An 18,726-nucleotide genomic window follows, 5' to 3' on the forward strand; every position below is an offset into this window, starting at 1 on the left:
CTCGACAAACAACGAATGCACACACGGCGAAAAAGGCCTGACCTGTAAAAAAACATATCTATGATAGTCATTCTCATTTGAGATAAGCTTGCGCATTACGTCGCACGAGCACAATGGATGTCCACCCCAACCTCCGCCGTCAACCCGCTGGTCAGCGCCTTCCAGGAGCATTACGCCGACCTTCTGGCGTTTCTTGCACGGCGCATGGGCAATGTGGAAAAGGCCGCGGACGTGGCCCAGGACACCTACCTGCGACTGGCCAGCCTGTCCGATACGGCGCAGATTCTCGAACCGCGTGCCTTTGTCTTTCGCGTTGCCAGCAACCTTGCCATCGACCGCCTGCGCCAGGAACAGCGACGCTCGGCGCTGCATGACGACGTCAGTGACAACCTGGACGTATGCGACCCCCTCGCCTCCCCCGAGAAGCAGTTCCTGGCTGCCGAAGCGATCGAACAACTGGACCGCAGCCTGGCCCAGTTGCCCAGCAAGGCGCGCCTGGCACTGCTGCTCAATCGCCTCGAAGGCTTGACCCATGCACAGATAGCCGTGCGCCTGGACGTGTCCGAAAGCACGGTGGGCAAGTACATTGTGCAAGCCATGCGGCACTGCCGCGATTGGCTACGACAGTCGGAATCTATTTAGAATGCCCGGTACGCCCCCTCTGAAGGTTTCAGCAGCCCCTCATCATGACTAGACCCAACCCTTCCCAACCATCCCCTGTCGAGCTGGAGGATCAGGCCATCGAGCAGTGGGTGATGCTGATGTCGGGGAATGCCAGCGAGTCGGATCATGCCGCGTTTCGCCAGTGGCGCCAGCGCAGCCCGGCGCACGAAGCGGCGGCGCGGCTGGCCGAGCAGATGTGGCACGGGGTAGCACAGACGGCCACCGCGCAATCCTTCGTGCCGCCAGCGCCCCAACGCCGTGCAAAACCCTTGCGATGGGCTGCGCTGGCCGCCGGGCTGGCGGTGCTGGCCGTGACCCAGTTGGGGCAGCCAATGAAGGTGTACATGGCCGACCAGTCGACCGCCGTCGGCGAACGCAGGCACCTGGTGCTGGAGGATGGCAGCGAGGTCTGGCTCAACAGCGCCAGCGCACTGTCGGTGCGCTATTCGTCCACGCGTCGCGATATCGACCTGATCAAGGGCGAGGCGCTTTTCCAGGTCAGCAAGAACCCGGCGCGTCCATTCGTGGTGCATGCCGCCGCAGGCACGGCCCAGGCACTGGGCACCCGGTTCGACGTGAACCTGCTCGAACAGCAGGTGCGGGTCGGCGTCAGCGAGGGCGTGGTGCAGGTAACGTCCGGTGGCCAGAGCGCGCGCCTGGAACCGGCCCAGCAACTGGACTATGCCCAGGGCCTGCCACCGTCCTCCACGCGCCCGCTGGACCTGACCAGTGATGCGGCATGGCAGCGCGGCAAGCTGATCTTCAATCGACGCCCACTCGACGAGGTGGTCAGCGAAATCGGGCGCTATGTACCCGGCGCACTGGTGGTGACGGGGCAATTGCCGAGCACGGCGGTGAGCGGGGTGTTCAACCTGGACGACGGTGCGCAGATGTTCAGTACCCTGGCGCGCACCCAACCGCTGCGGGTCGTGCAACTGCCGTGGCTGACCCTGGTGATGAACCGCGAGAGCGTCGAAGAAAAATAAATCCGGATTTTGTTGGCAAGGTTGACGGCAATGAATCGTCGTTGGTTTGAACGCGAATACTTCTCATAAATATCGCTTCTTACCAACATTTGATGACGGACGATTTCAATGCAGGCGCTTTCCAACGCTTTTCCGTTCAGTGGCCGTACCCTGACGCTGGCCATCGCTCTGACCCTGGGTGGCGGGGTGCCGCTGACCCTGCCGCTGGCCCACGCAGCCGAAACCACCACGCGCCTGACCCTGAACCTGGCGCCCCAGGCGCTGGACCGGATGCTCACTCAACTGGCCGACCAGGCCAACGTACGTCTGGTGTTCAACTCCAGCGACCTGTCTGGCCGGTCCGGCCCGGCCCTGCAGGGTGCCTTTACCCTGGCCCAGGCCCTGGACCGGTTGCTGCAGGGTAGCGGCCATACCTGGCAGTTGCTGGACGGTCAGACCCTGTTGCTGGAAAAACTGCCTGCTGCCGATGCGTCCGTGGTGCTGGGCGCCACCAACATCGACAGCCGCGCAACCGAATCGGCCTACGGCCCGGTCGACGGGATCGTGGCCAAGCGCAGCGCCACCGGCTCCAAGACCGACACGGCCCTGAGCGAGATCCCGCAGACGATCAACGTCATCACCCAGGACGAAGTGAAGATGCGCGGCGCCCAGTCGGTCACCGAGGCCCTGCGCTACACCGCCGGCATGACCGGTGGCGGCTTCGCCGACCGGGTGAAGGTGTTCGATGAACCCACCTCCCGCGGCTTCTCCCCCACCCCGCTGTACCTGGACGGCCTGCACCTGCCCTACAGCGGCGGCAGCACCGGTGGCTCGCTGCAGATCGACCCCTACACCCTGGAGCGCATCGAAGTGCTCAAGGGCCCGGCGTCGGTGCTGTATGGCCAGAACCAGCCGGGCGGCATCGTCAACATGGTGAGCAAGCGCCCCACCGCCACGCCGCTGCATGAAGTGGTCATCGGTGGCGGCAGCTACGACCGCAAGTACGGGGCCTTCGACCTCGGAGGCCCGATCGACGATCAGGGTCAGTTCCTCTATCGCCTGACCGGCGTGGTCAACGACAGCAACTCGCAGATCGACTACGCCGACCAGAACCGCATGCTGCTGGCGCCCAGCCTGACCTGGCTGGCCAACGAGCGCACCACCGTCACGGTGTTCGGCCAGTACCAGAAAGACCGCGACACCCCGGAAGCCCAGGGCCTGCCGGCCAAGGGCACGGTGTACAGCACCGCCAACGGGCGCATCAGCCGCAGCCTGTTCATCGGCGAGCCGGGCCTGAACAAATATGACCGCGAGCAGTTCGTGGTCGGCTACGAGATCGCCCACGAGCTCAACGACACCTGGACCCTCAAGCAGAACGCACGCTACGCCGACCTCGACGACCGCTACGTCGCGCCACTGCACGGCTATTCATTCGGCCCCAACCCGGTCACCGGCGCCAACGACTTCAGCTACCAGGCAGACCGCTTCGGGGTGGACTGGGCGCAGCACAACCGGGTCTACGGCATCGATAGCACCGCCCAGGCCAAGTTCAAGACCGGCGAGCTGGACCACACCCTGCTGCTGGGGGTGGACTACTACCACTTCAACTCCGAGTTCCTCGGCCGATACGACCGTCGCGGCCCGGGCATCGACCTGTACAAGCCGGTCTACGGCAGCAAGTTCACTTTCACCCAGCCTTACCGCTGGGACAACACCATTACCCAGACCGGCCTGTATGCCCAGGATCAACTGCTGTGGAACAAATGGTTCCTGACCGTGGGCGGCCGCTATGACTTTGCCGAAACCGACAACAAGACGCCGCTCAACGGCGGCCACACCAACCAGAAGGATGAAAAGTTCACCGCGCGTGCGGGGCTGGGCTACTCGTTCGACAACGGTGTGACGCCCTACGTGAGTTACGCCGAGTCGTTTTTGCCGCTGTCCGGTGTCGACGCCAACGGTTCGGGTTTCGACCCCACCAACGGCAAGCAGTATGAAGTGGGCATCAAGTACGAGCCCAGGTCGATCGAGGGTTTCATCCAGCTGTCCGCCTACCAGATCGACCAGGACAACATGCTGACCAACGACCGCGACGACCCGAGCCTGAGCGTGCAGAGCGGCTCGGTGCGTTCGCGTGGTGTCGAGCTGGAAGGCAAGGTCAATGTCACCGACAACCTGAGTGTGCTGGCTGCGGTATCACGCAACCAGATCAAGTGGCGCAGCATCAACGACGGCCGCGAAGGCCGTACCCTGGCCATGCAGCCACCGCTGACCGCTTCGGCGTGGGTCAACTACGACTTCGACGTTTCCACAGTACTGGCCGGGTTCGGTGTGGGCCTGGGCGCGCGCTATGTGCGCAGCAGCTACGGTTCGGACTACGTGGGCGACTCTTTCCAGATTCCGTCCTACACCGTGTATGACGCCATGGTGTCCTATGACCTGGAAAAATCGCCGCTGCACGTCAAGGGCGTGAAGCTCAAGGCCAACCTGCAGAACCTCACGGACGAGAAGTACGTGGCGGCCTGCAATGGCGGGCTGGACTGCTATTACGGCGAAGGCCGCACCCTGAGTGCAGACGTGACCTACAACTGGTAAGACGGCGCGAGGCTGTCTGGAAAAGGCGCCCTCAGCGGCGCCTTTTTCGTTGTTGGAGGGGGATGCATGGCAGGCGCGGCCAAACGCCAGGCACAAAAAAAGCGACCCTAAGGTCGCTTCGTTTGTGGCTTCAGGGAGTTCAGTGGGCCCTGAAGCTAATATATGGCGCAGCGGACGGGACTCGAACCCGCGACCCCCGGCGTGACAGGCCGGTATTCTAACCGACTGAACTACCGCTGCGCGATACACTGAGAAGTGGTGGGTGATGACGGGATCGAACCGCCGACCCTCTGCTTGTAAGGCAGATGCTCTCCCGGCTGAGCTAATCACCCTTCGTCTCGGTGTGGCGCGCATTCTACGGAGCACCTCACACTCTGGCAAGCACTTTTTTAAAATTATTTTTCAGGCCTTCCAATGACTTAGCGGGCTTGGCCTGAACACGCCGCTCGGAGAATAATGCCCTCCTTATGTACCGAGGAGAGATGCACCCCATGTGGTTCAAAAACCTGCTGCCCTACCGCCTTACCCAGGACATCCAGTTCGACGCCGAGGCGTTGGAAACCGCACTGGCCAGCAAGCCGGCGCGCCCCTGTGCCAGCCAGGAGTTGACCACCTACGGTTTCGTCGCGCCCTTCGGCAAAGGCGAAGATGCGCCCCTGGTGCATGTCAGTGGCGACTTCATGCTGATCGCGGCACGCAAGGAAGAACGCATCCTGCCTGGCAGCGTGGTGCGTGATGCGGTCAAGGAGAAGATCGAAGAGATCGAAGCCGAGCAGATGCGCAAGGTCTACAAGAAGGAGCGCGACCAGATCAAGGACGAGATCATCCAGGCCTTCCTGCCCCGCGCCTTCATCCGTCGTTCGATGATTTTCGCCGCCATCGCGCCCAAGCAGGGCCTGATCCTGGTCAACTCGGCCAGCGCCAAGCGTGCCGAGGACCTGCTGTCGACCCTGCGTGAAGTGATGGGCTCGCTGCCGGTGCGCCCGGTGACGGTGAAGATCGCCCCAAGCGCGACCCTGACCGACTGGGTCAAGTCGCAGAAGGCTGCGCCCGACTTCTATGTGCTGGACGAGTGCGAGCTGCGCGACACCCACGAAGACGGCGGCATCGTACGCTGCAAGCGCCAGGACCTGACCAGCGACGAGATCCAGCTGCACCTGGGTACCGGCAAGGTGGTGACGCAGCTGTCGCTGGCCTGGCAGGACAAGCTGTCGTTCGTGCTGGACGACAAGATGGTGATCAAGCGCCTGAAGTTCGAAGAGCTGCTGCAGGACCAGGCCGAGGAAGACGGCGGCGAAGAGGCCCTTGGCCAGCTCGATGCCAGCTTCACCCTGATGATGCTGACCTTCGGCGACTTCCTGCCGGCGCTGTTCGAAGCGCTGGGTGGAGAGGAGATCCCGCAGGGGGTCTGATCGTCTGCTCTCTATATAGCTATATAGAGGCCTTGCGGGCCTCATCGCGGGTCAAGCCCGCTCCTACAGGGTCGCTGCAATCCTTGTGGGAGCGGGCTTGACCCGCGATGGGGCCGCCGATAATAAAAAAGGAGCACCCCCATGCGCGCCCTCGCCGCCCTCAGCCGCTTCGTCGGCAATACATTCGCCTGGTGGGTGCTGCTGTTTGCCCTCCTGGCCTTCTTCCAACCCGCCTGGTTCATCGGCCTCAAGGTCGCCATCGTGCCGCTGCTGGGCCTGGTGATGTTCGGCATGGGCCTGACCCTCAAGGTCGAAGACTTCGCCGCCGTGTTCCGCCAGCCCTGGCGCGTGGCCCTGGGCGTGGTCGCCCACTTCGTGATCATGCCGGGCGTGGCCTGGCTGCTGTGCCAGCTGTTCCACCTGCCCGCCGAAATCGCCGTGGGCGTGATCCTGGTCGGCTGCTGCCCAAGCGGTACCTCCTCCAATGTGATGGCGTGGCTGGCCAAGGGCGACCTGGCCCTGGCCGTGGCAATAGCCGCCGTCACCACCCTGCTCGCCCCGCTGCTGACCCCCGCGCTCATCTGGCTGCTGGCCTCGGCCTGGCTGCCGGTCTCGTTCATGGAGATGTTCTGGTCGATCCTGCAACTGGTGATGCTGCCGATCGTGCTCGGCGTGCTCGCCCAGCGCCTGCTCGGCCCGCGCGTACACCTGGCGGTGCAGGTGCTGCCGCTGGTGTCGGTGGTGAGCATCGTGCTGATCGTGTGCGCGGTGGTGGCGGCCAGCCAGGCCAAGATCGCCGAATCGGGCCTGCTGATCATGGCGGTGGTGATCCTGCACAACACCTTCGGGTTCGCCCTGGGCTACGTCACCGGCAAGCTGTTCAAGCTGCCGCTGGCCCAGTGCAAATCCCTGGCGCTGGAAGTCGGCATGCAGAACTCCGGGCTGGGCGCGGCACTGGCCAGTGCGCACTTCTCGCCCCTGGCGGCGGTGCCCAGCGCGCTGTTCAGCGTGTGGCACAACATCTCCGGTGCGCTACTCTCGACCTGGTTCCGGCGCATGGAAGAACCCGTCGCCGAAACGGCAGCGGTCGACGCCACGCGTTGACCGCCACTTGCCCCCCGGCAAGGAAATGTGCACTATAGTGCGCACTGTGAGGACGACCTCACGACGCACCGCGTGACCGATCCGGGGACGGCCCCATCAACAGATGGAGTACTGCGCATGTCCTGGATCATCCTGTTTTTCGCCGGCCTGTTCGAAGTCGGCTGGGCCATCGGGCTCAAATACACCGACGGCTTCACCCGCCCCCTGCCCACTGTGCTCACGGTTGCCGCCATGGCGGTCAGCCTCGGCCTGCTCGGCCTTGCCATGAAGGAACTGCCGCTGGGCACCGCCTATGCGATCTGGACCGGTGTGGGCGCAGTGGGTACGGTGATCGCCGGGATCATCCTGTTTGGCGAATCCATGGCGTTGATGCGCCTGGCCAGCGTGGCACTGATCATCATCGGCCTGGTGGGGCTCAAGGTCAGCGCCAGCTGACCCTGGCCCCCGCGCCTAGCGCCAGGTGCCGCGTAGTTCGCTGACCCGCTCGCGCAACAGCGCCGGTTGCGCCGTTTCCACCGGTACGGCGCTACCGGCCACCAGGGTCACCCGCGACCACAGGCGCCGGAAAAACCCCTTGGCCGGGTCACGGCTGAAGAAACTCCCCCACAGGCCCTGCAGCGCCAACGGAATCACCGGCACCGGGGTGCGCTCCAGAATCAGGCTCAATCCGCCTTTGAATGCATCGATCTCGCCATCGGAGGTCAGCTTGCCTTCCGGGAAGATGCACACCAGCTCGCCGTCGGCCAGGTAGGCGGCAATTTTCTCGAACGCACGCTCGTAGGTCGGCAGGTCTTCGTTGCGCCCGGCAATCGGGATCGCCCCCGCAGTACGGAAGATGAAATTGAGCACCGGCAGGCGGTAGATCTTGTAGTACATGACAAAGCGGATCGGCCGGCGCACGGCCCCGGCAATCAGCAGCGCATCGACGAACGACACGTGGTTGCACACCAGCAGCGCCGCGCCTTCATCCGGGATCTTGTCCAGGTCGCGGTGTTCGACGCGGTACATGGAATGGCTGAGCAGCCAGATCATGAAGCGCATGCTGAACTCGGGCACGATGCGGAAGATGTAGGTGTTGACTGCGATGTTGAGCAGTGACACCACCAGAAACAGCTGCGGGATACTCAGCTTGGCCAGCCCCAGCAACAGCATGGTGACCACGGCCGAGACCACCATGAACAGTGCATTGAGGATGTTGTTGGCCGCGATCACCCGGGCACGCTCGTCTTCGGGGGTGCGCGACTGGATCAGCGCGTACAGCGGCACGATGTAGAAACCACCGAAAACACCCAGGCCCATGATCGACAGCAGGATCCACCAGGCCTTGCTCATGCCCAGCAGGGCGAGCCAGTCATACGGCGCGCCAGCGGCCGGGATATCCCCCGAATGCCACCACCACAGCAGGCCGAACACCGTCAGGCCGAACGATCCGAACGGCACCAGGCCGATCTCCACCTTGCGCCCGCTGAGGCGCTCGCACAGCAGCGACCCCACCGCGATGCCCACCGAGAACAGCGTGAGAATCAGCGTGACCACGGTTTCGTCGCCGTGCATCCACTCCTGGGCATAGGCCGGGATCTGCGTGAGGTAGATGGCACCGACAAACCAGAACCACGAGTTGCCCACGATCGAGCGCGATACCGCCGGGGTCTGTTTCAGGCCCATGCGCAGGGTCGCGACGGTCTGGCTGAAGATGTTCCATTGCAGCTTGAGTTGCGGCGACGAGGCCGCGGCACGGGGAATTGCGCGGCTGGCCAGGTAGCCCAGCACCGCCACCAGCACCACCGCGCTGGCCACGATGGGCGCGTAGTGGGTGCTGGACATCATCACCCCGGCGCCGATGGTGCCGGCCAGGATCGCCAGGAAGGTACCCATCTCCACCAGGCCGTTGCCGCCCACCAGCTCCTCTTCGCGCAGGGCCTGGGGCAGGATCGAGTACTTGACCGGGCCGAACAGTGCCGAATGGGTCCCCATGGCGAACAGCGCCACCAGCATCATCCACAGGTGGTTATAGAGAAAGCCCGCGGCGCCCACGCCCATGATGACGATCTCGGCCAGCTTGATGGTGCGGATCAGCGCATCCTTGGCGAACTTTTCGCCGAACTGGCCGGCCAGGGCCGAGAACAGGAAGAACGGCAGGATGAACAGCAGCGCGCAGAGGTTGACCAGCATCGTGCCGTCGCCGCCCAGGCTGAGCTTGTAGAGAATGGCCAGGATCAGCGATTGCTTGAACAGGTTGTCGTTGAACGCCCCCAGCGACTGGGTGACGAAAAACGGCAGAAAGCGCCGTTTTTGCAGCAGGGCAAACTGTGAGGGGTGACTCATCGTCCAGGGTCCTGAGTGGGGCTTTGTTATTGGAGGAAGCCAGCCCGCAAAAAGCCACAGATGCACGGGTAAATGCAAGCCACTGCATGAACCGCTTCGCCGACAAGGCCTTCTAGCGCCAGCAAAACCCTGCCGGAGCCGGCCTTGCCGGCGAAACTGCCACCCTTGTCACTTGCCCGTGCACCCCGCAATGCAAGGCGACACGAACAGCTCGCCACGCCAGGCCCCCGCCAGGGTACGGCTGGCCACCACCAGCCACAGCCCTGCCAGCGCCACCACCAGCACGTGGCCCATCACCGTGAAGAACCCCAACTGCAGCCACGCCGCCAGCTTCAACGTGGCCAGGGCATACACCCCCAGCGGAAAGGTGAAGCCCCACCAGCCCAGGTTGAACGGCATGCCATCGCGCAGATGGCGCAGCGTGATCAACACGGCAGTGAGCAACCACCACAGCCCCGCGCCCCACAGCACGATACCGGCCACCAGCCCCAGCCCGCGGGCAATCTCGCCCAGGCTGCCCAGGCCATTGGCAGCGAAGATCGCCGGTGCATCACTGCCCAGCAGCATCATGCCCAGGGCACCGGTGCCGATCGGCCCGAGTGCCAGCCAGCTCGAAGCGGCCATGCTCGCCTGGGGCAGCTTGTGCAGCGCCATGCGCAGGGTGAGGATGGTCAGGATGCTGAACGCCACCGGCAACGACACCGCCCACAGCACATAGCTGGTGATCAGTACCTGGAACTGGCGATGGACGTCCGTCAGGTGCGGGGCCAGCAGGCCGCCGCTGGCCGCGGCCACTTCGGCCGCCACCACCGGCAGCAGCCATACCGCGGTCATCTGGTCGATGCTGTGCTCCTGGCGGGTGAACATCAGGTAAGGGATCGCCACCCCGCACAGCAGCGCCAGGGCCACGTCCAGCCACCACAACGCCTCGACCCACGGCAGCACCCCCGTGCCCCACCGCTCGACTCCGAATACCAGCGCCCCATTGAGAATGGTCGCCAGGCCCATGGGGATGGTGCCGAAGAACATCGAGACCGTGGAATGCGCGAAAATCCGCCGCGCCTCATCGAAGAACATCACCCAGCGCGCGGTGTAGAGCACGCTGAACAGCACGAACAGGCCAATGGTCAGCAGCCACAGCGCCTCGGCCATACCCGACAACCCCGGCACCGCCTGCCGCAGCGCCAGCGCCAGCACGCCGGTGCCCATGGTCGCGGCGAACCAGTTGGGGGTGAACTGTCGGATCACCTCGCGCGGGTGAGCCAGGCGGCTCAGCGGGCGCAAGGGGTGGGCTATCTTGGTGCAGGTCATGGTGTCGGTCTCCTGTCCTCCGGTGAGGTGAAATCGATGTTACAACCCTATGGAATATCGATATAACGGGTAATTTCTCTAACTGTTATCTGTTTTACCTATATATAAGCCGTTCGCGAGCCTTTCAAGGCTGACGTATGCTGGCGGCTGACCTCACCGGACAAGGACGTGAACATGCTCGAAAGCCTGCGGGGCTATGGCGCCGAGGTTCGCCTGCTGCTGTGCACCACCTTCGTGCTGACCCTGGCGCGGGCCATCACCCTGCCGTACCTGGTGGTGTACCTGTCGGAGCACTTCGCCCTGGGCATCAGCGCCATCGGCCTGATGATCGGCGGTGCACTGATCGTCGGCTCGCTGCTGAGCCTGTACGGCGGCTACCTGATCGACACCCTGCGCAGCTACACGGTGATCGTGTTCTCCACCCTGGCCTTCGCCCTGGCGTTCTTCGTGGCCGTGGCCAGCCGGCAACTGGGGATGCTGTTTGCCTGCCTGGTGGTGATCAACCTCACCCTGGCAGTGGTGGACATTGCCGCCAAGGCCGGCTTCTGCGCGCTGTTGCCAGTGCAGGCACGCGGCGAGGTGTTCTCGATCAAGTACACCCTGAGCAACGTCGCCTATGCCGTCGGGCCTTTTGTTGGGGTGGCGCTGGTGCTATTGGATGACCGGCTGCCGTTCGTGCTGTCGGCATTGCTGGGGCTGGGCATGTGCCTGAGCTATCAACGCCGGGGCGAGCGTGCTGCACGCGCCGGGCTCGGCGGGCCGACGCTGGGCCTGCTGGCGGTCGGCAGGCACCTGCTCGGCGATCGGCGCCTGGTGTACTTCACCCTGGGCGGCGCGCTCAGTGCGGTGGTGTTCGGCCAGTTCACGGCCTACCTGTCGCAGTACCTGGTGACCACCACATCGGCCATCCAGGCCAACCAGACCGTCAGCTACCTGGTGGCGACCAACGCCATCACGGTGATCGCCCTGCAATACGCCATCGGCCGGCGCATCGGCAGTCGCCAGCTGATGCCCTGGCTGCTGGCCGGGATGCTGCTGTTCGTGATCGGGTTGCTGGGGTTCTCGCTGGCGCAGACATTGTGGGTGTGGTGCCTGGCGATGCTGGTGTTCACATTGGGCGAGATCATCGTGATCCCGGCCGAATACATGTTCATCGACAGCATTGCCCCGGAGCACCTGCGCGGGGTGTATTACGGCGCACAGAACCTGTCCAACCTGGGGGCAGCGCTGGGGCCGGTGCTGTGCGGGTTTGCGCTGGCACACCTGATGCCGACAGCGATGTTCTACCTGATGATGCTGTCGGTGGGGCTTGCGGGGCTGTTCTATTGCCTGGGGGCACGGCGCCAGGCCTGAAGGCCGGCGCCGACAAAGATCCACGCTGCTCTTGCCGCAAAACGCAGCACCACCGAGATCAGATAGATCGCGCTCCGCGCATCGCCGGCAGGTTCAACACCCCCGCCACCGCGCACAACCCGACCAGCACCAGCGCATACACCTCGCTGGTGGCCACCAGCCCGAACTGGCGCACCATCAACCCGGCCGCCAGCGCGGGCACACAGAACGCCAGGTAGCTCAGCACGTAGAACGTGGCCATCAAGCCCGCCCGTTCATGGGCCTCGGCCAGTGGCAGGGTGCTGCGCAACGCACCCAGAAACCCCGCACCAAAGCCGCTGCCCGCCACCAGCGTGGCGGCGAAGAACAGCACCAGGCTGGCGTTGTACAGCGCCAGCAGAATCAGCCCCACCCCGCCGGCCAGCAGCCCGGTGCCCAGCGCCAGCACCTGCTGTGCCGGGCGCAGGCGCAGCCGATAGATCGCCAGCGCACCACTGAGGGTCAGGGTCGCCACCAGCGCGCCACCGATCAGGCTGGAGCCCAGGCCGCTCACCTCCCGCACCAGCGACGGCCCCAGTGAGAGGAAGAACCCGCCAAGCGCCCACACCGCAATGTTCACCGGCAGCATGCGCCACACCGCGCCGCGCGCCTGGGGCGGCACCAGCAGGCTCGGACGCAGGGCGCGCAGCGCGCCCGGCTGGCGGCTGACGCTCTCCGGCAAACGCCACACCAGCAGCGCCAGCACCACGAACAGCGCCAGCAGCACCCCATACACAAGGCGCAGCGGCCACGGCGCGAACTCCACCAGCACGCTGGTGCCCAGCGCCCCGCAGGCCATGCCCAGCAGCGGCGCCAGGCTGTTGACCAACGGCCCCTGTTCGCGGTCGGTATCGAGCAGCGCGGCGCCCAGCACACTGGTGGCCATGCCGGTGGCAAAGCCTTGCAGCAACCGCGCCGCAAGCAGCCAGGGCACCGACTCGGCCTGGATGAACAGCAGCATCGCCACGCTCTCGAGCAGCAACGACACGAAGATCACCGGCCGGCGCCCCAGGTAATCGGACAGCGACCCCACCGTCAGCAACGCCGCCAGCAGGCTCAAGGCATACACCGCAAACACCAGGGTCAGGGTTGCCGGCGAAAACTGCCACGCATGCTGATACAGCTGGTACAACGGCGTCGGCGCACTCGAAGCCGCCAGAAACCCGAGCAGCGCGACGGCCAGGTACACCAGCCGCAAACGCGCCGACGCCGGACGGCTGAACAATCCGATCATGTGCTTTCTCCACTAAAGCTAACCGTTAGCTTTTGTGCAGTCTGCGCGCCCTTAATCCTTAACGCAAACCCTTTGTGTTAAGGTCGCGCCATGGCGATCAAAGAAGGTATTCGCACGGGCGGTCGCAGCGCCCGTGTCCAGCAATCGGTACACAGCGCCGTGCGGGCCCTGCTCCAGCAGCAGGACCGCGCGAGCCTGACCGTGCCCATGGTGGCCGCACGTGCCGGCGTCACCCCCTCGACCATCTACCGGCGCTGGGGTGAACTGGCGGCGCTGCTGGCCGACGTGGCGGTGGAGCGCCTGCACCCCGACAGTGAACCCCTCGACACCGGCACCTTGCGCGGCGACCTGCTGGCCTGGGCCGAGCAGTATCTGGACGAGATGAGCTCCGAGCCCGGCCGACACATGATGCGCGACGTGCTCAGCAGCGCCTGCCCCGGCTACTGCACCACCCTGCTGCGCGGCCAGTTGCAGACCTTGCTGGACCGCGCGCAGCAGCGTGGCGAAGCCGGCCCCGGGGTGGAACGGCTGCTCGACCTGCTGGTGGCTCCCACGGTGTTTCGCATTCTGTTCGCCGAAGCGCCCCCGAGCCTGCAGCAGCTGCATGAACTGGTCGAACTGGCCCTGCGCGACTGAGCACTGCGACGCTCTGCCACTGCGACCTTCGTCGGCGCTGACGAAGTGAGAACGGCGTGCCAGACTGATTGATCGTGGTTGGCCGTTACCGTTTTTTCGTTCGGAGTTTTCATGTCGCTGTCCAGCGGGCTGATCGCCCTGGTCGCCCTGGCCTATATGGCCATCATGTTCGCCATCGCCTTCTACGGCGACCGGCGCAGCACCCCGCTGCCGCCACGCCTGCGCGCGTGGGTGTACAGCCTGTCGCTGGCGGTGTACTGCACCAGCTGGACCTTCTTCGGCGCGGTCGGCCAGGCCGCCGAACAACTCTGGGCCTTTCTGCCCATCTACCTGGGGCCGGTACTGCTGATGCTGTTTGCACCCTGGGTGCTGCAGAAGATGGTGCTGATCAGCAAGCAGGAGAACATCACCTCCATCGCCGACTTCATTGCCGCGCGCTATGGCAAGTCCCAGACCCTGGCGGTGGTGGTGGCGCTGATCTGCCTGGTGGGCGTGCTGCCGTACATCGCCTTGCAGCTCAAGGGCATCGTGCTGGGGGTCAACCTGCTGATCGGTGCCGGGGCCGATGCCACCGGCAGCCGCGTGCAGGACACCGCGCTGGTGGTGTCGCTGGTGCTGGCGCTGTTCAGCATCGTGTTCGGTACCCGCAGCCTGGATGTGACCGAGCACCACCGCGGCATGGTGCTGGCCATCGCCTTCGAATCGCTGGTCAAGCTGCTGGCGTTTCTCGCCGTGGGGGCGTTCATCACCTTCAGTCTGTATGACGGCTTCGACGACCTGTTCAGCCAGGCCCGCCTGGCGCCCGCCCTTGACGGCTACTGGCAGGAAACCATCAACTGGCCGTCGATGATCGTGCAGACCGGCGTGGCGATGATGGCGATCATCTGCCTGCCGCGCCAGTTCCATGTCACCGTGGTGGAGAACATCGAACCGCAGGATATGCGCCTGGCACGCTGGGTGTTTCCGGCCTACCTGATCCTCGCCGCGCTGTTCGTGGTGCCGATTGCCCTGGCCGGGCAGATGCTGCTGCCCAGCTCGGTGCTGCCGGACTCGTTCGTGATCAGCCTGCCGCTGGCCGAAGCACACCCGGCGCTGGCCTTGCTGGCCTTCATCGGCGGCGCCTCGGCCGCCACCGGCATGGTCATCGTCGAGGCCGTGGCGCTGTCGACCATGGTCTCCAACGACATGCTGCTGCCCTGGCTGCTGCGGCGCAACAACGCCGAGCGCCCGTTCGAGGTGTTCCGCCACTGGATGCTCACGGTACGCCGGGTGACCATCGTGGTGATCCTGCTGCTGGCCTACGTCAGCTACCGCCTGCTGGGCTCCACCGCCAGCCTGGCCACCATCGGCCAGGTCGCCTTTGCCGCCGTCACCCAACTGGCCCCGGCCATGCTCGGTGCGCTGTACTGGAAGCAGGCCAACCGCCGCGGCGTGTTCGCCGGCCTGGCCACCGGCACCTTCCTGTGGTTCTACACCCTGGTACTGCCGATTGCCGCCCACAGCGTGGGCTGGTCGCTGGAGCTGTTCCCGGGCCTGGCCTGGCTGCACGGCAACCCGCTCAACCTGCCGATCACCCCGCTGACCCAGGGCGTGGTGCTGTCGCTGGCAGGCAACTTCACGGTGTTCGCCTGGGTTTCGATCCTGTCGCGCACGCGGGTATCGGAGCACTGGCAGGCCGGGCGCTTCATTGGCCAGGAAACCAGCGCGCGGCCCAGCAGCCGTTCGCTGCTGGCGGTACAGATAGACGACCTGCTGCACCTGGCCGCGCGCTTTGTCGGCGAAGAGCGTGCGCGCCAGAGCTTCATCCGCTTCGCCTATCGCCAGGGCAAGGGCTTCAATCCCAACCAGAACGCCGACGGCGAATGGATCGAGCACACCGAGCGCCTGCTGTCCGGCGTGCTCGGCACCTCCTCGACCCGCGCCGTGGTCAAGGCGGCCATCGAAGGCCGCGACATGCAGCTGGAGGACGTGGTACGCATCGCCGACGAAGCTTCCGAGGTGCTGCAGTTCAACCGCGCCCTGCTGCAAGGGGCCATCGAGAACATCAGCCAGGGCATCAGCGTGGTCGACCAGTCGCTGCGCCTGGTGGCCTGGAACCGTCGCTACCTGGAACTGTTCAACTACCCCGACGGGCTGATCAGTGTCGGCCGGCCGATTGCCGACATCATCCGCTACAACGCTGAACGCGGCCTGTGCGGCCCGGGCGAGGCCCAGGTGCATGTGGCGCGGCGCCTGCACTGGATGCGTCAGGGGCGCGCGCACACCTCCGAGCGGCTGTTCCCCAATGGCCGGGTGATCGAGCTGATCGGCAACCCCATGCCCGGCGGCGGGTTCGTGATGAGCTTTACCGACATCACCCCCTTCCGCGAGGCCGAGCAGGCCCTCAAGGACGCCAACGAAGGCCTGGAGCAGCGCGTGGCCGAGCGAACCCACGAGCTGTCGCAACTGAACCTGGCGCTGACCGAGGCCAAGAGCCATGCCGAAGCGGCCAACAAGTCCAAGACCCGCTTCCTGGCGGCCGTGAGCCACGACCTGATGCAGCCGCTGAACGCCGCACGGCTGTTCTCCGCCGCGTTGTCGCACCAGGAAGAGGGCCTGTCGGGCGACGCCCAGCAACTGGTGCAGCACATGGACAGCGCCCTGCGTTCGGCCGAAGAGCTGATCAGCGACCTGCTGGACATCTCGCGCCTGGAGAACGGCAAGATCAACCCGGACGCCAAGCCGTTCGCCCTCAGCGAACTGTTCGACGCCCTGGGTGCCGAGTTCAAGGTGCTGGCCCAGCAGCAGGGCCTGGATTTTCGCGTGCGTGGCAGCAAGCTGCGGGTGCATAGCGACGTCAAGCTGCTGCGGCGTATCCTGCAGAACTTCCTCACCAACGCCTTCCGCTATGGCAAGAGCCCGATCCTGCTGGGCGTGCGCCGCGCCGGGGACCGCCTGTGGCTGGAAGTGTGGGACCGCGGCCCGGGCATTGCCGACGACAAGCTGCAGGTGATCTTCGAGGAATTCAAGCGCCTGGACAGCCACCAGACCCGCGCCGAAAAAGGCCTGGGCCTGGGCCTGGCGATCGCCGACGGCCTGTGCAAGGTGCTCGGCCACCCGCTGGAGGTGCGCTCATCGCCCGGCAAGGGCAGCGTGTTCCGCGTCAGCGTACCGCTGGCCAGCGCCGCGAGCCCGGCCCAGGCCAAGCCAGCCGAACAGGCCGGCCAGCCGCTGGCGGGGTTGCAGGTGCTGTGCGTGGACAACGAAGACAGCATCCTGATCGGCATGAACAGCCTGCTCAGCCGCTGGGGCTGCCTGGTGTCGACGGCGCGCAACCGCGAGGAATGCGCCGCCCTGCTCGACAAGGGCCTGCGCCCGCATCTGGCGCTGGTGGACTACCACCTGGACAACGGCGAAATCGGTACCGAACTGATGGCCTGGCTACGCACGCGCCTGGGCGAGCCGGTGCCGGGGGTGGTGATCAGTGCCGACGGCCACGGCGAGACCGTGGCGCGGGTACATGCCGCCGGCCTCGACTACCTGAGCAAGCCGGTCAAGCCGGCGGCCCTGCGCGCCCTGCTCAATCGTCATCTGAGCCTGGTGCAGTAAGGCCTTCGGCAAGGTTGTCGGTGCCGCCCATGGCGCGTTCCAGCAGGTCGGCCGGCAGGCTCTTGCTGGCCCGCGCGCCGAGCAGCTTGAGCTGCTCGCTGCGACTGATCAGGTTGCCGCGCCCCTCGCAGAGCTTGTTGCGCGCTGCGGCATAGGCCTTGTCGACCTGTTGCAGGCGGTTGCCCAGCTCGTCCAGGTCCTGGATGAACAACACGAACTTGTCGTACAGCCAGCCGGCGCGCTCGGCGATCTCGCGGGCGTTCTGGCTCTGGCGCTCCTGTTTCCACAGGCTGTCGATGACCCGCAGGGTGGCGAGCAACGTGGTCGGGCTGACGATCACGATCTGGCGGTCGAAGGCCTCCTGGAACAGGTTGGGCTCGGCCTGCAGCGCCGCCGAAAACGCCGCCTCGATGGGCACGAACAACAGCACGAAATCCAGGCTGTGCAGGCCCTCGAGGCGATTGTAGTCCTTGCCCGAGAGGCCTTTGACATGGTTGCGCAGCGACAGCACATGCTGCTTGAGCGCGGCCTGGGCCACGTCGGTTTCACTGGCGTTTACATATTGCTGGTAAGCCGTGAGGCTGACCTTGGAGTCGACCACCACCTGCTTGTCGCCGGGCAGCATGATCAGCACGTCGGGCTGGAAACGCTCGCCATCGGCGCTCTTGAGGCTGACCTGGGTCTGGTATTCGCGGCCCTTTTCGAGCCCCGCATGTTCCAGCACCCGCTCCAGAATCAACTCGCCCCAGTTGCCCTGGGTCTTCTGGCCCTTGAGTGCCTGGGTCAGGTTGGTGGCCTCGTCGCTCAGGCGCTGGTTCAACTGCTGCAGGCGCTCGAGTTCCTTGCCCAGCGAAAAGCGCTCGCGGGCTTCCTGCTGGTAGCTTTCCTCGACGCGCTTCTCGAACGACTGGATACGCTCCTTGAGCGGGTCGAGCAGTTGCCCCAGGTGCTGCTGGCTGGTCTGGGCGAAACGCTGCTCGCGCTCGTCGAAAATCTTCGTCGCCATTTCGGCAAACTGTGCACGCAGCTCGTCGCGCGAGCCCTGCAGATCGTTCAGGCGCTGCTGGTGGCTGTCCTGCTGCTCGCGCAGTTCGGCGGCAAGGCCGGCGCAGCGCGCTTCGAGGCGGCGCAGCTCGGCTTCACGGGCGTTGCGTTCAAGGTTCCAGGCATGGGCGGCATCGCGTGCGTTGTCGCGCTCGATCTGCAGCAACTCCAGCTCGCGGCCCTGAGCGGCCAGGCTGGCCTGCTTGGCGGCATTGGCCTGGCCCAGGTCGCTGATTTCGTCACGGCTGGCGTCGAGTTGCGCGCTCAGGCCCTCCTGGGCCAACAGCGCACTGCTCAGGCGCTCCTCGGCCAGTGCGGCGGCGGCCTGCCTGTCAGCCAACTGACGTTGCAGACGCACCAGCACCACCACAGCGGGCAAAGCCGCCACCACCATTCCCAGCACGATGCTGGTCAGATCCATTGCAGCCATAGACAGCATGCTCACCCCCAGGGAAATCCCCCAGAGCTTAACAGCCCC

The 18,726-nt window shown here is 65.2% G+C and carries 13 protein-coding genes and 2 tRNA genes; 9 read left to right on the forward strand and 6 right to left on the reverse strand.

Annotated elements, in window-relative coordinates:
- Positions 1-117 precede the first annotated feature (117 nt).
- From B4I46_RS11945 to B4I46_RS11955, 3 genes are all read left to right on the forward strand, one after another.
- Positions 118-642 (forward strand): sigma-70 family RNA polymerase sigma factor, encoded by a 525-nt coding sequence (locus tag B4I46_RS11945; protein ID WP_043860021.1) that lies wholly within the window; start codon positions 118-120, stop codon positions 640-642.
- 44 nt (positions 643-686) lie between these two features.
- On the forward strand, positions 687-1,649 hold the full coding sequence (locus B4I46_RS11950) for a FecR family protein (RefSeq protein ID WP_082405706.1): 963 nt from the start codon (positions 687-689) through the stop codon (positions 1,647-1,649).
- A gap of 108 nt (positions 1,650-1,757) precedes the next feature.
- Positions 1,758-4,223 (forward strand): TonB-dependent siderophore receptor, encoded by a 2,466-nt coding sequence (locus B4I46_RS11955; protein WP_286900346.1) that lies wholly within the window; start codon positions 1,758-1,760, stop codon positions 4,221-4,223.
- A 163-nt stretch (positions 4,224-4,386) separates the two neighbouring features.
- Here B4I46_RS11955 and B4I46_RS11960 read toward each other — a convergent pair.
- Positions 4,387-4,463 (reverse strand) — tRNA-Asp (locus B4I46_RS11960).
- A gap of 16 nt (positions 4,464-4,479) precedes the next feature.
- Positions 4,480-4,555, reverse strand: a tRNA-Val gene (locus tag B4I46_RS11965).
- A 159-nt stretch (positions 4,556-4,714) separates the two neighbouring features.
- On the opposite strand from B4I46_RS11965, the gene rdgC reads away from it, so the two are divergent.
- The 3 genes from rdgC to sugE all read left to right on the forward strand — a co-directional run bounded on the left by rdgC (position 4,715) and on the right by sugE (position 7,174).
- Complete coding sequence (gene rdgC / locus B4I46_RS11970; RefSeq protein WP_088514017.1) at positions 4,715-5,635, forward strand: recombination-associated protein RdgC; 921 nt, start codon at positions 4,715-4,717, stop codon at positions 5,633-5,635.
- Between the two features lie 141 nt (positions 5,636-5,776).
- On the forward strand, positions 5,777-6,739 hold the full coding sequence (locus B4I46_RS11975) for a bile acid:sodium symporter family protein (RefSeq protein WP_286900349.1): 963 nt from the start codon (positions 5,777-5,779) through the stop codon (positions 6,737-6,739).
- A 117-nt stretch (positions 6,740-6,856) separates the two neighbouring features.
- Positions 6,857-7,174, forward strand: coding sequence for a quaternary ammonium compound efflux SMR transporter SugE (gene sugE, locus B4I46_RS11980; RefSeq protein ID WP_043860016.1), 318 nt, complete (start codon positions 6,857-6,859; stop codon positions 7,172-7,174).
- A gap of 15 nt (positions 7,175-7,189) precedes the next feature.
- Here the strand turns inward: sugE and B4I46_RS11985 are convergent, their stop codons facing one another.
- Together B4I46_RS11985 and B4I46_RS11990 are read right to left on the reverse strand one after the other, a co-directional pair.
- Positions 7,190-9,064 (reverse strand): MFS transporter, encoded by a 1,875-nt coding sequence (locus tag B4I46_RS11985; RefSeq protein ID WP_043860015.1) that lies wholly within the window; start codon positions 9,062-9,064, stop codon positions 7,190-7,192.
- A 168-nt stretch (positions 9,065-9,232) separates the two neighbouring features.
- Complete coding sequence (locus tag B4I46_RS11990; RefSeq protein ID WP_058541019.1) at positions 9,233-10,375, reverse strand: TDT family transporter; 1,143 nt, start codon at positions 10,373-10,375, stop codon at positions 9,233-9,235.
- 174 nt (positions 10,376-10,549) lie between these two features.
- Here B4I46_RS11990 and B4I46_RS11995 point away from each other — a divergent pair, with 174 nt between their 5' ends.
- Positions 10,550-11,728, forward strand: coding sequence for an MFS transporter (locus B4I46_RS11995; RefSeq protein ID WP_043860013.1), 1,179 nt, complete (start codon positions 10,550-10,552; stop codon positions 11,726-11,728).
- Positions 11,729-11,786: 58 nt separating this feature from the next.
- Here the strand turns inward: B4I46_RS11995 and B4I46_RS12000 are convergent, their stop codons facing one another.
- Positions 11,787-12,980 (reverse strand): MFS transporter, encoded by a 1,194-nt coding sequence (locus B4I46_RS12000; RefSeq protein WP_054914678.1) that lies wholly within the window; start codon positions 12,978-12,980, stop codon positions 11,787-11,789.
- Between the two features lie 90 nt (positions 12,981-13,070).
- Here B4I46_RS12000 and B4I46_RS12005 point away from each other — a divergent pair, with 90 nt between their 5' ends.
- Together B4I46_RS12005 and B4I46_RS12010 are read left to right on the forward strand one after the other, a co-directional pair.
- Positions 13,071-13,616, forward strand: a complete 546-nt coding sequence (locus B4I46_RS12005) for a TetR/AcrR family transcriptional regulator (protein ID WP_286900355.1) — start codon at positions 13,071-13,073, stop codon at positions 13,614-13,616.
- A gap of 111 nt (positions 13,617-13,727) precedes the next feature.
- The gene (locus B4I46_RS12010; RefSeq protein ID WP_123752772.1) at positions 13,728-17,204 is read left to right on the forward strand and encodes a PAS domain-containing hybrid sensor histidine kinase/response regulator; all 3,477 of its coding nucleotides are present in this window, start codon (positions 13,728-13,730) and stop codon (positions 17,202-17,204) included.
- Here B4I46_RS12010 and rmuC read toward each other — a convergent pair.
- Complete coding sequence (gene rmuC, locus B4I46_RS12015) at positions 17,176-18,561, reverse strand: DNA recombination protein RmuC (protein ID WP_162484864.1); 1,386 nt, start codon at positions 18,559-18,561, stop codon at positions 17,176-17,178. The two genes, B4I46_RS12010 and rmuC, sit on opposite strands and share 29 nt — an antisense overlap.
- Positions 18,562-18,726 lie beyond the last annotated feature (165 nt).

Origin of the sequence: Pseudomonas sp. UBA7500, from assembly GCF_002478435.1 — a bacterium.
Classification (GTDB): Bacteria; Pseudomonadota; Gammaproteobacteria; order Pseudomonadales; family Pseudomonadaceae; genus Aquipseudomonas; species Aquipseudomonas palmensis.